The following is a 15,787-nucleotide window of genomic DNA, read 5'->3' as shown; positions in this document are numbered from 1 at the left end:
AGGTGCGAGCCAGGGCGGTTCCGCCCAGCGCGGCGCGGGCCAGCACGGTTCCGGCCGGCGCGGGTCGGGTCAGCGTGGCTCGGCTCAGCAGGGATCGAGCCAGGGCGGTTCGGGTCAGCGCGGTTTCGGCCGCGGCGGCTCCGGGCAGGGCGCCCCGGCCCAGCGGTCCTCGTGGAGCCAGGGTCCGGCCAAGGCCCCTGCCGCGCGCAAGTCGAAGAACCCCAAGCCGCAGCGGCAGATCCCCGCGCAGCCGCTGCTGAGCAACGCCAAACCCGCCCGCCGCCAGAACGTCGAGCCCGCGCACACCGAGGGCCCGGTCAAGCTGCCATGGGGCGAGGGCGAGCGGTTGCAGAAGGTGCTCGCGAAGGCCGGTGTCGCCTCGCGGCGCGCGGCCGAGGAGATGATCGACCAGGGCCGAGTCGAGGTCGACGGCGCGATCGTGCGTGAGCAGGGCCTGCGCATCGACCCGCAGACGGCCGTGGTCCGCGTCGACGGAACCCGCGTCGTGGTTCGCGACGAGTTGGTGCACGTCGCGCTCAACAAGCCCAAGGGCTGGCAGTCCACCATGTCCGACGATCTGGGCAGGCCCTGCGTCGGTGACATCGTCGCCGAGCGCATCGCGGCAGGCCAGCGGCTGTTCCACGTCGGACGGCTCGACGCGGACACCGAGGGCCTGCTGCTGCTCACCAACGACGGCGATCTCGCGCATCGGCTGATGCACCCGTCGTTCGAGGTGTCCAAGACCTACCTGGCGACCGTCAACGGCGAGGTCAACAACAAGATCATCGGCAAGCGGCTGCGCGACGGCGTCGAGCTGGAGGACGGTCCCGCCAAGGTGGACCGCTTCCAGGTGCTCGAGCTGGGCGAGGGACGCTCGCTGGTGAAAGTGGTGTTGCACGAGGGGCGCAAGCACATCGTGCGCCGCCTGCTCGACGCGGTCGGCCATCCGGTGACCCGGCTGGTGCGCACCCATATCGGACCGGTGGCGCTGGGCGATCAACGGCCGGGCACCCTGCGCGTGCTCGGTCGCGATGAAATCGGCAAACTCTACGAGGCGGTGTCGTTGTGAACGGTGTGGAGATTCCGGTCGAGATTCCCGGCCCGGTGGCGGGCCAGGTTCCGCTGGTGGTCGCCATGGACGGGCCTTCTGGCACCGGCAAGTCCAGCGTCTCCCGGCGCCTCGCCACCCGGCTCGGCGCCCGCTATCTCGACACCGGCGCCATGTACCGCGTAGCCACGCTGCGGGTGCTGCGGACGGGCATCGAGCTCACCGACACCGCGGCGATCGGCGCCGCGGTCAAGGAGCTGCCGCTGACGATCGGCACCGATCCCAGCCACGAGGTGATCGAGCTCGACGGCGAGGACGTGTCCGCCGAGATCCGCGGCGACGCGGTCACCAAGGCGGTTTCGGCCGTGTCGGCGGTGCCCGAGGTGCGCGAGCTGCTCGTCGCGTTGCAGCGTGAGATCACCGCGTCGGCCCAGCGCATCGTCGTGGAAGGCCGTGACATCGGCACCGTGGTGCTGCCCGACGCGGACGCCAAGATCTATCTGACCGCCTCCGCGGAGGCGCGCGCCGAACGGCGCAACCAGCAGAACATCAGGGAAGGTCGCGGCGACGATTACGCGGCCGTGCTCGCCGACGTGCAGCGTCGCGACAACCTCGACTCCACCCGCAAGGTGTCCCCGCTGCGTCCCGCCGAGGACGCGGTGCTGGTCGACACCAGCGAGCTGAGCATGGACGAGGTCATCGACGAGCTGTATCGCGTTGTCGCGCAGCAGATTTCGACTATCGGAGGGAATCGGTGACCGAAGACGTCCTGGCAGGCGACGGTGTATGGAGCGACGAAACCGACTGGGAGATCGCCGATCTCGTAGGTGAGCAGGAGGGCGAAGAACACCTCGCCATGCCGACGCTCGCGGTGGTCGGTCGCCCGAACGTCGGCAAGTCCACCCTGGTGAACCGGATCCTCGGCCGCCGCGAGGCCGTCGTCGAGGACGTCCCCGGCGTCACCCGCGACCGCATCTCCTACGAGGCGAGCTGGTCCGGGAGGCGGTTCCTGGTGCAGGACACCGGCGGCTGGGAGCCCGACGCCAAGGGCCTGCAACAGCATGTCGCCCGCCAAGCCGAGGTGGCCATGGCGACCGCCGACGCGATCCTGCTCGTGGTCGACGCGACCGTCGGGGCGACCGCCACCGACGAGGCCGCGGTCAAGAAGCTGCGCCGGTCGAAGATCCCGGTCATCCTGGTCGCCAACAAGGTCGACGATCAGCGCGTCGAGTCCGAGGCCGCTTCGCTGTGGTCGCTCGGCCTCGGCGAGCCGCGGATGGTCTCCGCCGCGCACGGCCGCGGCACCGGCGACCTGCTCGACGACGTGCTCGACGTGCTGCCCGAGACGCCGCGCGAGGGCACCGGCGGCGCCGGGCCGCGCCGCGTCGCGCTGGTCGGCAAGCCGAACGTCGGCAAGTCCAGCCTGATGAACAAGCTGTCCGGCGACGAGCGCTCGGTGGTGCACGATGTCGCGGGCACCACCGTCGATCCGGTCGACTCGCTCGTCGACTTGGGCGGCAAGATCTGGAAGTTCATCGACACCGCGGGCCTGCGCCGCAAGGTCGCCAACGCCAGCGGCACCGAGTTCTACGCTTCGCTGCGCACCAAGTCGGCGCTGGAGGCTTCCGAGGTGGCGATCATGCTCATCGACGCCTCGCAGCCGATCACCGAGCAAGACCTGCGGGTGATCAGCCTGGTCGCCGACTCCGGCCGGGCGCTGGTTCTTGCCTTCAACAAGTGGGACCTGGTCGACGAGGACCGCCGCCTCCAGCTGGAGAAGGAGGTCGACCGCGAACTGGTCCGGGTGCCGTGGGCGCAGCGCGTCAACATCTCCGCCCACACCGGCCGCGCCGTGCAGAAGCTGGTGCCTGCCATGGAGACCGCGCTCGAATCCTGGGACAAGCGCATTCCCACAGGCCGCCTCAACACCTGGCTCAAGGAAGTCGTCGCGGCGACCCCACCGCCGATGCGCGGCGGCCGCCTGCCCCGCGTCCTCTTCGCGACGCAGGCCTCCACCCGTCCGCCCACCTTCGTGCTGTTCACCACCGGATTCCTGGAGGCGGGCTACCGCCGCTTCCTGGAACGCCGCCTGCGCGAGGAATTCGGATTCGACGGATCGCCGGTGCGCATCTCGGTGCGCGTGCGCGAGAAGCGGGACCGGAAGAAGTAGTTCGCAGCTGTCGCGGGCCCCGGGAGGACGACGTCCACCCGGGGCCCGCGCTGCCCCTGGATCGGAGCGGTCAGGCCGACTGTTCGGCGTGCTCGATGAGCCCCGCCACGACCTCGGGGAAGTCGGCGGTGATCTGCGGGCCGATCTCGGGGCCCGCGGTATCCGCAGCGGGGCCGGTGATCTCGGTCCGGTAGATCACGCGAGTCTGTCCCGACGGCAACGACTCGAGACGGTGCACGGTGAGGATGTCGAAACCGTCACCGGTGAAGACGTCGCTCCACAGTTCGCCCGGCACGATCTCCACGAAGCGGAGTTCGACCGTATCCCCGTCGGGGGAAGTCATGCGGAAGGTGGTGCCCGGCGCGAAAGGACCGTCCAGCTCGAAGGTTTGGATGCCCGGATTCCATTCCGGCCAGCGGTTCGGATCGGACCAGCTGCGCCACAGCGCCTCCGGGCTCACGGTTGTCTCGGCGCTGTGCTCGTACTTCCACATGCCGTTGTTGTATCACCGCATACCGACACTCTCGTTCCGCCTCGAGACCGGGTTGGCGAATCCCAGTTCACTCTCGGACCGTGTCCGTTCCGACCCGATGCGGTCGATCGCGGAGTGCGGGTGACACTGAGAACATGACGGACGGTGGCGGTACGAGACGGTGGCGGGGTGTGGCCGCGCTGCGGCCGGGACGGCTGGTGATCGTCGGGCAGATCGGGACCGCCGCGTTGCACGCCCATCACACGGTGCAGGTCATCGTTGCCGCCGAGGACATGGTGCTCGCGGACCGAGCGGGGGAGCGAGTGGTCTGCCGCGCGGCCGTCGTTCCACCGGATGTGGCCCACGCGGTCGTACGCGGTGCCTCGCACGGCGCGGTGGCGCACTTGGAGCCGGAGTCGGCGCCGGGCGCACGGTGGGCAGCAGCGGTACACTCCCGCGACTCGGCTCGCGGATGGACCTGTTCCGCAAAGGAATTGCAGCTCGACGCGCTCAGCGAATGGTTGCGTGACGAGGAGCGCGTTGGCGCATCCGCGGGGCGACGGGTGGATGGCGGAGCGGTCGCGGATCAGCGCGTGCTCGACGGGGCCGCCGAGCTGGGCTCGGTCGAACGGGCGACCGCCGAGCAGCACGTGCTCGGCGAGGCGTCCACCGGGCAGCATGTGTGCGAAGGGGCGTCCGCCGAATTGGGTACGGGCGAAGATGCGTCCGCCGAGCTGACGATCAGCGGCATGCTCACCGATGAGGCATCCTCCTTCGTCGACTGGGTGCGCTCGGCGCTCGGTTCGGAATCGGAGGCGGTGTGGCTGCGGATCGGCATGGCGGGCGAGGCGGTACGCCATCCCGCCGTAGCCGAAGTGCTGCGACTGCTGCCGGAGCGAATCTCCGCCGGGCCCGTGCGGCTCGCCGAGCTCGCGCGTGCCGTGCATCTGTCGGAAAGCCGTCTGGCCCACGTCTTCTCGGCCGAACTCGGGCTGCCGTTCCGCCCGTATCTGCGCTGGCTGCGGATGCAGCGCGCCGCGGAACTGCTCGCGGCCGGACATTCGCTCACCGAAGTGGCGCACCAGGCAGGCTTCGCCGACAGCGCGCACCTGACCCGCGTCTGCCGCAGCATGTTCGGCGCTCCCCCTTCGGACTTCAACGACCTGAACTGGAACGCCACCGTCTAGAGGTCCGTCTTCGCATACCGTCAGCACGCCTCGCAGACTTTGTAAGGTCTGCGAGGCGTTGAAACGGTGTGCGAGGTCGGATGGAGGTGCAGCAGGTTTGTTCAAGGCGGCGGCGTGGTTGGGCGGCGATGCTTCGAGGGTAGAGATGTTGCAGGAGTGCAGGAGGAACCATGGCACCTATGCCGCCCACCGTTCGTACCTCGTTCGAAGAAGAACTGCGTGCCGCGACCGACGCCACCGATCTCGGCGATATGTGGCGTGCGTTGGAGCGCGCGCACATCCTGTCGCAGCGGTGGCCGTGGCCGCATACCCGCTCGCACTGGCACATGCTGCGGCTGGCGTTGCGGTGCCGCGATCGGAAGGAGGCGTTGGGTCAGGTGGTTCGGCTGTCGGGCGCGGGGCTCGGTTCGTCGCTGGGCCGGGTGCCGATCGGCAACACCGGTCGCACCGCGGTCGGCATCATGACGCCCATGCCGATCCCGGCCGACCTGGCCGCCATTCTCGAAGCGGGGCGCGGCGAGGCCGCCCGCATCTAGCCCGGAATCTCTACTACAGCCTGTCGTTTCGAGCGTAGGATGGCGGCGACCGGAAACATCCGCGACGAGCGAAGGGGAGGCGGACAATGCGAACCGTTCGGCGTATTCGGAGCCACATACAGGCGTTCCGGCGGGCCCGCCGGAATCGCACCGATCTGGTCGCGTGGCTGGGGCGCAGGCCGCAGCTGCTGGTGAGCACGGCGGTCTACGAGACGATGACGATCTTCGCCAACCGTCTCGACCCGCACCTCAAAGACCTGGCCGAGCTGAAGACCGCGAGCCTGGTGAACTGCGAGTTCTGTCTCGACATCGGCTCGGCCATCGCGCAGTACAGCGGAATCACCGAGCGTCAGATCACCGAGTTGCCGCACTATCGCACCAGCGACGCCTACACCGAGCTGGAGAAACTCGTGATCGCCTACGCCGAGGCCGTCACGACGACACCGGCCGTCGGCCTCGATGAACTGCGCGCCCAGCTGCTCACCCACCTCGGCAAGGCGGAACTCACCGAGCTGGCCGCCGCGATCTCCTGGGAGAACCAGCGCGCCCGCCTCAATCAGGCGCTCGGCGTGCGACCCACCGGCATGGCCGAGGGCATGGCGTGCGCGATTCCCGAGACTCGAGCGGGCTGACCCGGAGTGCCTAATGGGATGGCGGGGCCTCCCCCTGGCATCATCCGACCATGGTCATTCCCAGCGTATTGCCGGAACGTCCGTCCATTGGAACCCCCTTTCGGACCGGGTGGCCGGTCCGCCTCGCCGATACCGACCGCGAACACCGGCTCCGCCTCGACGCGGTGGCCCGCTATCTGCAGGACATCGGCTTCGAACATCTCGACGCGGTGGAGGACGGTGACTCGCACCGCGGCTGGGTGGTACGCCGCACCGTGGTCGACGTGCTGAAGCCGGTCGCGTGGGGCGAGCGGGTCACCCTGCACCGCTGGTGCTCGGCCCTGTCCAACCGCTGGTGCAATATGCGCGTGCAGATCGTCGGCAGCGGGGGCGGCCTCATCGAGACCGAGGCATTCCTGATCCACTTCGGCATCGACAGCGGCGTGCCGACCCGGATGAGCGACCGCTTCATGGCCCCGATGCTGGCCAGCACCACCGAGCACCGCCTGCGCTGGCAATCCGCCCTCACCGAGCCCATGCCCGACACGGCGGCGGCCGAGGTCGAGGTGCTGCCGTTTCCGCTGCGGGTGGCCGACATCGACGTGCTCGATCACGTCAACAACGCGGTCTACCTGGCTGCGCTCGAGGAACTGCTGGCGAGGCACAGCGATCTGCTCACCGCCCCGTACCGGGTGATCATCGAGTACTCCAAGCCGCTCGAATCCGGGGACCAGGTCCAGGTGGTCGGCCGTCGTGCGGGCGACACCCTGGACGCGTGGCTCGCCGCGGGCGGCGAAGCGCGCGCGGTTGCCCAGGTGACCCCGCTCTGACCGGGCGGGAGGTCAGGGCTCCGCGAAACCCGTGACCTAGATCCTTAGTTGATCTAACGTGTTCGTCAGGGGGCCGGTGGCTCATCGTGGAGGCGGACCAATGGTGGACCAAGCACGGACCGCGCGACAGACCGAGCGGATCGCGCGGTTGTACGCCGAACATCGGCAGATCAGGGACGCGGCGCCGAGCCGCGAGATCAGCGCGGAGATCCGGCTGCCGGGAATACCGCTGCCGCGGATCGTGCAGACCGTGATGACGGGCTACGCCGAGCGCCCCGCGCTCGGGCAGCGATCGGTGGAGCTGAGCACCGATCCGCGGACCGGCCGACGGAGGACGCGGCTGCTGCCGGACTTCGACACGCTGACCTACGGCGAGGTATGGGCGCGCGTCGGCGCGGTCGCTGCCCACTGGTACCACGAAATACCTGTGCGCGCAGGCGATTTCGTCGCCATCCTCGGCTTCACCAGCACCGAGTACACCGTCCTGGATCTGGCGTGCGTTCACCTCGGCGCCGTCGCGGTTCCGCTGCAATCCGGTGCGACCGTCGCGCAGCTGCGCCCCATCCTCGCCGAGACCGCTCCGCGAGTCGTCGCCACCGGCCTCGACCTGCTCGACCATGCCGTGGACGCGGTGGTCGACGGTCATGCGCCGGATCGTCTGATCGTGTTCGACTACCACTCCGGCGACGACGATCACCGGGAGGCGCTGGAATCGGCCCGCCGCCGCCTGGCGGGCGCTTCGATCGTGATCGAAACTCTCGACGACGTCGTCGGCCGCGGCCGCGGACTCCCGCCCGTGCCGCCGCACGAACCCGACGACGACGCGCTGGCGCTGCTCATCTACACCTCGGGCAGCACAGGAACGCCGAAGGGCGCGATGTACACCGGCGGCTTGGTGACCGCGATGTGGCTGGCCCAGCCGTTGGTCGCGTCGATCAACCTCAACTACATGCCGATGAGTCACGTGGCGGGCCGGATGAGCCTGTACGGGGTACTCTCTCGCGGCGGCACGGCCTATTTCGCCGCGGCGAGCGATATGTCGACGTTGTTCGAGGACATCGCCCTGGTGCGGCCCACCGAGCTGTTCTTCGTTCCGCGCGTGTGCGACATGGTCTTTCAGCGGTACCAGAGCGAGTTGGATCGCAGGTCGGGATCGGACGGCGCATCCGCCGACCTCGAGGAGGCGGTGAAAACCGAACTGCGGGAAGACTTCTTCGGCGGTCGCTATATGACCGCGATGTGCGGCAGCGCCCCGCTGGCCGCCGAGATGAAGACATTCGTGGAGTCCGTTCTCGATCTGGAACTGCACGACGGCTACGGCTCCACCGAGGCGGGCGGCGGCCTGGTGATCGACACGTTGGTGCGCAGACCCCCCGTGCTCGACTACAAGCTCGTCGACGTGCCGGAACTCGGCTATTTCCATACCGATTCGCCGCATCCGCGCGGCGAGCTGCTGCTGAAGACGACCGCGATGATCGCCGGATACTACCGGCGCCCCGAGCTCGATGCCGAGATCTTCGACGACGAGGGCTTCTACCGCACCGGTGACATCGTCGCCGAGGTCGGCCCGGATCGCCTCGTCTACGTAGATCGCCGCAACAACGTGCTGAAACTGTCGCAGGGCGAATTCGTGACGGTCGCCAAGCTGGAGGCGGTGTTCGCGGGCAGCCCGCTGGTGCGGCAGATCTTCGTGCACGGCAGCAGCGAACGCGCCTATCTGCTCGCGGTGATCGTGCCCACCGACGACGCGCTGGCCCGCTGGGAGGGCGCGGAACTCGCTGCGGCACTGAGCGAATCGTTGCAGCAGGTCGCCAAGGACGCGGAGCTGAACTCCTACGAGATCCCGCGCGACTTCCTGGTCGAGACCGAACCGTTCAGCACGGCGAACGGACTGCTCTCCGGTATCGGAAAGCTGTTGCGTCCCAAGCTGAGGCAGCGATACGGCCAGCGCTTGGAGCAGCTGTACGCCGATCTCGCCGCCGCCCAGAACGAGGAACTGCTCACGCTGCGCCACGAGGCCGCGACGCGACCGGTGCTGGAGACCGTCGGCCGGGCGACCCGCGCGCTGCTCGGCTGCGCGGGCGCGGACATCCGTCCGGACGCGCACTTCACCGATCTCGGCGGCGATTCGCTCTCGGCCCTGTCGCTGTCGAACCTGCTCGGCGAGGTCTTCGGCGTCGAGGTGCCGGTCGGCGTGGTCACCAGCCCGGCGAACGATCTGCGCGGGCTCGCCGACTACATCGACACCGCCCGATCCGGCGGCGCGCACCGGCCGAGCTTCCTCGCCGTGCATGGTGACACCGGCCGGGTCACCGCCGCGCAGCTCACGCTGGAGGCGTTCCTCGATCCGGCCACGCTGTCCGCCGCCGCCGACCTGCCGCTCGCGGCAGGTCCGGCCAGGACGGTGCTGCTCACCGGAGCCAACGGCTACCTCGGCCGCTTCCTCTGCCTGCAATGGCTGGAGCGGCTGAATGCCGTTGGCGGCAAACTGATCTGCCTGGTGCGCGGCGGCGACGAGTACGCTGCCCGCAAACGGCTCGACGAGGTCTTCGACACCGGCGACGCCGAGCTGCTCGATCGCTTCCACGAGCTGGCCGAGCGCGGCCTCGAGGTGCTCGCGGGCGATATCGGCGAACCGAATCTCGGCGTGGACGAGGCGACTTGGCGGCGGCTCGCCGCGGAAGTCGATCTCGTGGTGCATCCCGCCGCGCTGGTCAATCACGTGCTGCCGTATCGGCAGCTGTTCGGCCCCAACGTGGTCGGCACGGCCGAACTGATCCGGCTGGCGCTGACCACGCGCCGCAAGCCGGTCAACTACCTCTCCACGGTGGCGGTCGCCGCGCAGATCGATCCGTCGAAATTCGCCGAGGACGGCGACATTCGCGAGATGAGCCCGGTCAGGATCGTCGACGAGAGCTACGCCAACGGCTACGGCACCAGCAAATGGGCGGGCGAAGTGCTACTGCGCGAAGCCAATGCCCGTTTCGGGCTGCCGGTCGTGGTCTTCCGCTCCGACATGATCCTGGCGCACAGCCGGTACGCCGGTCAGCTCAACGTGCCCGACATGTTCACCCGGCTGCTGCTCAGCCTGCTCGCCACCGGCATCGCGCCCCGATCGTTCTACCGGACCGAGACCGACGGGCAGCGGCCGCGCGCCCATTACGACGGCCTGCCTGCGGATTTCACCGCCGCCGCCATCGCCGCGCTCGGCGCCGCAGCCACCGACGGCTTCCACAGCTACGACGTGCTCAACCCGCACCACGACGGAATCTCCCTGGATACCTTCGTCGACTGGCTGATCGAGGCGGGGCACCCGATCCACCGCATCGCCGACTACGACGACTGGCTCACCCGTTTCGAATCCGCCCTGCGCGCCCTTCCCGAGCATCAGCGCGCCAACACCCTGCTGCCTCTGCTGCACGCGTACCGGCGGCCCGCGCCGCCCCTACACGGCGCGGCCCTGCCCGCGGGGAATTTCCGCGCAGCGGTCCGATCCCTGGAACTCCCCGGCGCCGCGGACATCCCGCACCTGTCGCCGCAACTGATCGAGAAGTACGTCCGCGATCTGCGGCTGCGCCGGCTGCTCTGACCGCGCGAAAAGCCCGAGGTCCCGCGCACCGAGAATCCGGTGCGCGGGGCCTCGCGGCTCGGGATCAGGCTCCCACGAACTTGTCGCCCGCGATCGGCGTCGACGGCGCGCCGTCGACGCCGACCGGGATGTCCCCTTCGAGCGTGGTGCGGTAGAGCACCCGCGTCACGTCGAGGTGCGCGAGGTCGCTCGGGGCGAGGTGGGCGGTGGCGCGGTTGTCCCAGAACGCGAGGCTGCCCTTCTCCCAACGGAATCGGACGGTGTAGGCGGGGTCGGACAGCTCGTCGAACAGCACCTTCAGCACCGCGTCGCTCTGGCGCGGGCTGAGTCCGACGATCTGGGTGGTGAAGCCGGGATTGACGAACAGGATCCGTTCGCCGGTGACCGGATGCACCCGCACCACCGGGTGTTCGGTCACCAGCGGCGCCTTGGCCACCTTCTTCGCGTAGTCGCTGTCCTCCTGCCAGGCGGGCTGCTTGCCGCCGAACCGGTGCTCGGCGCGCAGGCCGTCCACGAAGGTACGCAGCGACTCGGGTAGGCCCGCGTAGGCGGCGGCCAGATTGGTCCAGCTGGTGTCGCCGCCGCGTTCCGGCGCGATCTCCGCGCGTAGCAGCGAGGCGGCGGGCGGGTTGATCAGCGGCGAGACATCGGTGTGCCAGTGGTTGGTGTAGCTGAACTTGCGTACGCCGAAACGCTTTTCGTACAGGCGGCTGTCCACGGCGAGGATCTCGGGGAACTCGGTGGGCGCGTCGTCGTCGTACGGGTGCGAGGGCGTGACGGCGCCGAAGCGCCGGGAGAACGCGATGTGTTCGGCGTGACCGATGTGCTGGTCGCGGAAGAACAGCACCTTGTGCGTGTGCAGCGCGGCGGTGAGGTCGGCGACCTGCTGGTCGGTGAGATCGGCGCGCAGGTCGACGCCGGTGACCTCGGCGCCGATGTGCCCGGCGACGGGGGCGATGTGGATGGTGGTCGGGGCTTCGCTGACGGTGGTCATGATCGTGTCTTTCGGGAGGTGATCGGCGGTGGGCGGCGGTCGCGGCGACAATTGCTGCTGCCCATCCGCATGTAGTCGACCTCGAGTCGTCGGATCAGCGGCATGGCATTGGGATCCGATGCGATCTCAGGCGGTCGCGCGCGCGTCGGCCTGTGCGAATTGGCTTTCCACGGGCTCCAGTCCGTAGTGCCCGCGCAGCGTGGTGGCCGTGTATTCGGTGCGGAACAGCCCGCGCTCCCGCAGGATCGGCACCACCCGGTCGACGAAGTCGGTGAGTCCGCCGGGCAGGTACGGGGGCATGATGTTGAACCCGTCGGCGGCGCCGTTCTCGAACCAGGTTTGTAGCTCGTCGGCGATCTGCTCCGGTGTACCGGCGAACGTGCGGTGCCCGCGCCCGCCGCCGAGTTTTCCGATGAGCTGTCGCACCGTCAGCCGCTCGTGTTCGGCGAGTTCCTTGACGAGCGTGAATCGGCTCTTGCCGCCTTCGATCTCGTTCTCCTCCGGCAGCGGAGGCAGCGGCGCGTCCAGCGCGTGCGCGGTCAGGTCGACGCCGAGCAGGCTGGACAGCTGGCGCAACGCGTAGTCGGGGGAGATGAGATCGGTGAACTCCTGCTCGAGTGCGCGCGCCTGCTCGGGGGTGTCGCCGATGAACGGCACCAGACCTGGCAGCACCTTCAGCTCGTCGGCGGAGCGCCCGTACTTGGGCAGCCGGGACTTCAGGTCACGATAGAACCGCTGTCCCTCCTCGAGCGTGCGCTGCGCGGTGAACACCGCCTCGGCGTACCGGGCGGCGAATTCCTTGCCGCTCTCCGACGAACCGGCCTGCACCAGCAGCGGACGTCCCTGCGGGCTGCGCGGCGAGTTGAGCGGGCCGCGGACACGGAACCGCTCGCCCGCGTAATCGATGGTGTGCACGCGGTCGGGGTCGGCGAACACACCGGTCTCCTCGTCGAGCACGATCGCCCCCGATTCCCAGCTGTCCCACAGCTGAACGGCGACGTCGACGAACTCCTGGGCACGTTCGTAGCGGCGCGCGTGCTCGGGGATGGCGTCGTACCCGAAGTTGAACGCCTCCTGCTCGTTGCCGGAGGTGACGATGTTCCAGCCCGCGCGGCCGCCGCTGAGGTGATCCAGCGAGGCGAAGACGCGGGCCAGGTTGAACGGCTCGTTGTAGGTCGTCGACGCGGTCGCGATGAGCCCGATCCGTTCGGTCGCCGTGGCGATCGCCGAAAGCAGGGTCACCGGCTCGAAGACGGCCAGCGTGTTGCGCTTGATCTGCGGGCCGACCGCGAGTCCGTCGGCGAAGAAGACGGAGTCGAGCTTCCCGCGCTCGGCGATGCGCCCGAGCTCCTGGAAGTGCGCGACGTCGAGCACCCGGCGCGCTTCGGTGCGCGGGTGCCGCCACGCGGCCTCGTGATGGCCGACGCCCATCAGGAAGGCGTTGAGGTGGAAGGTCTTACGAGGTTCGGACATGGTGTGGTTCTGCGTTCTTTCGGTAGAGCACGATCAGGAGTGGTTGCGCCAGCGAGAGAACCGGCGCTCGAGTGCGACGAGGATCCCGTTGAAGGCCAGGCCGAGCAGCGAGATGGCGAGGATGCCCGCGTACATGTTCGGGATCTGGAAGTTCTGCTGCGCCGCGGTGATGAGATAGCCGAGTCCGGCGCGCGCGCCGACCATTTCGGCGGCGATGAGCACCAGGATCGAGGACGCCGCCGCCATCCGTACACCGGTGAAGATGGACGGCACCGCGGCGGGCAGCACCACCTTCTGGAACAGTCGCAGCGGGCCGAAGCCCAGCGAGACCGCCGACTTGATCAGCAGCGGGTCGACCGTGCGCACACCGGTGATGGTGTTCAGCAGGATCGGGAAGAAGCTGGCGTAGAGCACCAGCGCGACCTTCGACGTCTCGCCGATGCCGAGGATCAGGACGAAGACCGGAAGCAGCGCCAGCGCGGCGGTATTTCGGAACAGCTCCAGGATCGGGTTCAGGAACTCGGCCACCTGCCGGTACCAGGCGATGCCGATGCCGACCGGGATGGCGACCAGCAGCGCCAGCGTGAAACCGCTGAGCGAGCGGGTCAGGCTGGTGGAGACGTGCTCCCACATTTCGCCGCTGGCCAGCAGGTCGGCGAACGCCTGCACCACGACCGAGAAGGGCGGCAGGAACACCTCGTCGACGAGCCCGAGCCGCGGCGCGCTCTCCCACAGCGCGAGGAACAGCGCGATGACGACCGTCGGCTTCAGCACCCGCCAGCCGAGCCGCAGCGTGGCGGCGAGCAGACGGGAAGCCTGCTCCGTGCGCACCCGCGCCGGTCGCGCCGGCGTGGCCGCCTTCGGTTCGGTCCGGTCGGCGACCTTCTCCAAGACCTGCACTGCGCTAGACATGGGCGTGCCTCCTGTCGTTGCCCGCGGAGCCGATCTCCGCGCGTTCGATTCCCTGCGCGCGACTCACTTCGGTCTGCAGCTGCTCCCAGATCGCGTGCCGGTATTCCCGGAAATGCTCGCCGGAGCGGATGTCGGCGCCGGATTCGCGGTCGATGTCGATGTCGAGGATCGACTTGACCCGCCCCGGCCGCGAGGTCAGCACCGCGACCCGCTGCCCGAGGTAGACCGCCTCGTCGATGCCGTGGGTGATGAACAGGATCGTCTTCCCGGTCGCCTTCCAGATGCGTAACAGCTCGTCCTGCAACGATTCCCGGGTCTGCGCGTCCAGCGCGGCGAACGGCTCGTCCATCAGCAGCACCTCGGGGTCGAAGGCGAGGCTGCGCGCGATGGCGACGCGCTGCTTCATGCCGCCGGACAGCTCGTGTGGGTAGCGGTCGCCGAACCCGGCCAGTCCGACCAGTTCCAGGTAGTGGTCGGCCAGCTCCCTGCGCTGTGCGCGGCGCAGTCCCTTCGCCTCGAGCCCGAACTCGATGTTCGCCCGCGCCGTGCGCCACGGAAGCAGCGCGTACTGCTGGAACACGATGCCGCGGTCGAGGCCGGGTTTGGTGATCGGCTTGCCGTCCAACAGGAGTTGTCCGGCGGTGGGCTTGCTCAGCCCGCCGAGCAGATCGAGCAGCGTCGACTTGCCCGACCCGCTGGGGCCGACGAGCACGAGGAACTCGCCCTCGCGCAGGTCGAGCGAGATGTCGTCCAGCGCGGTGAACTGCTCGTGCGAGCCGCGGACAGCGAACTGCTTGCTCACCCCGCTGAGGCGGAGTTTGATTGCGGTGCTCGTCATTTCGCCGCCACCACCTCTCCGGTCGGGCCCGTGGCCGGTCCGTAGGTGCCGTTGGCGTACGGATTGTCCTTGTTGGTGAACAGGTCTTTCGCCGAGAGCTTGCCCTGGGCCAAGTCGCCGTTGCGGACCAGCCAGTCGATCCAGATCTGCAATTCCTTCTCCGCGATCACCGCGCCGGGCACCGGAATGCCGGGGCTGCGCCAGTACTTCAGCAGTGCCGTGTTCTCGTTGCGCCCGCGCTTGCCGATGATCTGTTCGAAGCGGGCGAGTACCTGATCGCGCGGTGTCACCTGGAGCCAGCGGGTGGCGCGGGCCGTGCCCTGCACGAAGTCGCGCACCGCCGCCGGATGCTGCTGGATGTAGTCGTTGCGGAAAACGTAGGTGCCGTAGTCGAACTCGCCGAAGATCGCCTTGTCGGCGAAGAGCGGGTGGATGCCGCCGCGTTCGACGGCGGTCTCCCGGAACACGCCGCCGAGCGCGGCCACGTCGATCTGCTTGTTGCGCAGCGCTTCCTCGGTGTTCACCGGTGGCACCACCACCAGCTCGACCTGCTTGATCTCCTGATCGCTCAGCCCCTCGCGGTGCAGCCATTCGCGCGTGACGAATTCGTGGTGCGCGCCGAGGGTGTTGATACCGACCTTCTTGCCGATCAGATCCCGGGCCGAGGCGATGCCGGAATCGTCGCGCACGAAGTAGCCGGTGTAGGAGAGTTCGTCGGCGCCATAGGAACTCAGTACGGAGGTGACCGGCGCGCCGCCGGCCACCAGTTTCACGACGGCGCCGTTGAAGGCGCTGCCGAATTCGATCTGCTTGGTGGCCGCGGCCTGGATGTTGGCGGGCCCGCTGGTGGTGTCGCCTTCCCAGTGCAGCTCGATATCCGAGAAGTAGCCGAGATCGGCCGCCAATTCGAAGGCCGAGACCTGGCCGGTGGACCCCTGGTAGCGGAGCACGGTCTTGCCGTCGGCGGTGGTGGCGGGTTCGGACGAGCCGCACCCGGCCAGCACCGCCACGGCGGTGGGGATCGCGAAGACGGCGGCGAGCGCGCGAATCACCCGCGGTCGTCGATTCAGGGACAACATCTTTCGGTTCTTTCGCTGAGTACGCTCACCGACCGGACTTGGGCATGC

Annotated in this window: 14 protein-coding genes; 8 read left to right on the top strand and 6 right to left on the bottom strand. The window is 68.8% G+C overall.

The genetic code is table 11. The features are described from left to right. The 3 genes from NX1_RS32030 to der all read left to right on the top strand — a co-directional run. Window positions 1-1,069 (top strand): pseudouridine synthase (locus tag NX1_RS32030; RefSeq protein ID WP_245668807.1); only part of this gene is annotated, 1,069 nt, incomplete at its 5' end. A 65-nt stretch (window positions 1,070-1,134) separates the two neighbouring features. Next, window positions 1,135-1,806 carry a (d)CMP kinase gene (gene cmk / locus NX1_RS32025; RefSeq protein WP_068067905.1) on the top strand — a complete coding sequence of 224 codons (672 nt, stop codon included), beginning with the start codon at window positions 1,135-1,137 and terminating at the stop codon, window positions 1,804-1,806. Beyond that, window positions 1,803-3,218, top strand: coding sequence for a ribosome biogenesis GTPase Der (gene der / locus NX1_RS32020; protein WP_068067893.1), 1,416 nt, complete (start codon window positions 1,803-1,805; stop codon window positions 3,216-3,218). The genes cmk and der overlap by 4 nt, the downstream gene beginning before the upstream one ends. Before the next feature lie 70 nt (window positions 3,219-3,288). Here the strand turns inward: der and NX1_RS32015 are convergent, their stop codons facing one another. Continuing rightward, window positions 3,289-3,711, bottom strand: coding sequence for an SRPBCC family protein (locus NX1_RS32015; RefSeq protein WP_068067890.1), 423 nt, complete (start codon window positions 3,709-3,711; stop codon window positions 3,289-3,291). A gap of 134 nt (window positions 3,712-3,845) precedes the next feature. On the opposite strand from NX1_RS32015, the gene NX1_RS37535 reads away from it, so the two are divergent. The 5 genes from NX1_RS37535 (at window position 3,846) to car (ending at window position 10,443) form a co-directional block, all read left to right on the top strand. Beyond that, entirely contained in the window at window positions 3,846-4,877 is a 1,032-nt protein-coding gene (locus NX1_RS37535; protein WP_218024214.1) for a helix-turn-helix transcriptional regulator, read from the top strand. Between the two features lie 170 nt (window positions 4,878-5,047). Further along, window positions 5,048-5,413, top strand: a complete 366-nt coding sequence (locus NX1_RS32005; protein WP_068067884.1) for a DUF3703 domain-containing protein — start codon at window positions 5,048-5,050, stop codon at window positions 5,411-5,413. An 86-nt stretch (window positions 5,414-5,499) separates the two neighbouring features. Continuing rightward, entirely contained in the window at window positions 5,500-6,045 is a 546-nt protein-coding gene (locus NX1_RS32000) for a carboxymuconolactone decarboxylase family protein (protein WP_068067881.1), read from the top strand. A 50-nt stretch (window positions 6,046-6,095) separates the two neighbouring features. Next, complete coding sequence (locus tag NX1_RS31995) at window positions 6,096-6,854, top strand: acyl-[acyl-carrier-protein] thioesterase (protein WP_068067878.1); 759 nt, start codon at window positions 6,096-6,098, stop codon at window positions 6,852-6,854. A 100-nt stretch (window positions 6,855-6,954) separates the two neighbouring features. Next, window positions 6,955-10,443, top strand: a complete 3,489-nt coding sequence (gene car, locus NX1_RS31990; RefSeq protein ID WP_068067875.1) for a carboxylic acid reductase — start codon at window positions 6,955-6,957, stop codon at window positions 10,441-10,443. Window positions 10,444-10,507: 64 nt separating this feature from the next. On the opposite strand, the gene NX1_RS31985 is transcribed toward car, so the two are convergent. The 5 genes from NX1_RS31985 to NX1_RS31965 form a co-directional block, all read right to left on the bottom strand. Further along, window positions 10,508-11,437 carry a TauD/TfdA dioxygenase family protein gene (locus NX1_RS31985; RefSeq protein WP_068067902.1) on the bottom strand — a complete coding sequence of 310 codons (930 nt, stop codon included), beginning with the start codon at window positions 11,435-11,437 and terminating at the stop codon, window positions 10,508-10,510. 126 nt (window positions 11,438-11,563) lie between these two features. Next, entirely contained in the window at window positions 11,564-12,910 is a 1,347-nt protein-coding gene (locus NX1_RS31980; RefSeq protein WP_068067871.1) for an LLM class flavin-dependent oxidoreductase, read from the bottom strand. A gap of 33 nt (window positions 12,911-12,943) precedes the next feature. Continuing rightward, window positions 12,944-13,822: an ABC transporter permease gene (locus NX1_RS31975; RefSeq protein WP_068067868.1), complete on the bottom strand. Its 879-nt coding sequence runs from the start codon at window positions 13,820-13,822 to the stop codon at window positions 12,944-12,946. After that, on the bottom strand, window positions 13,815-14,660 hold the full coding sequence (locus tag NX1_RS31970) for an ABC transporter ATP-binding protein (RefSeq protein ID WP_068067865.1): 846 nt from the start codon (window positions 14,658-14,660) through the stop codon (window positions 13,815-13,817). Before NX1_RS31970 ends, NX1_RS31975 begins: the two co-directional genes overlap by 8 nt. Beyond that, a complete protein-coding gene (locus NX1_RS31965; RefSeq protein ID WP_068067862.1) occupies window positions 14,657-15,739 on the bottom strand; it encodes an ABC transporter substrate-binding protein in 1,083 nt (360 codons plus the stop codon). Before NX1_RS31965 ends, NX1_RS31970 begins: the two co-directional genes overlap by 4 nt. Between the last annotated feature and the right edge of the window lie 48 nt (window positions 15,740-15,787).

The organism is Nocardia xishanensis NBRC 101358 (assembly GCF_001613365.1).
Lineage (GTDB): Bacteria > Actinomycetota > Actinomycetes > Mycobacteriales > Mycobacteriaceae > Nocardia > Nocardia xishanensis.
This window is presented reverse-complemented; position numbering and strand designations above follow the sequence as displayed.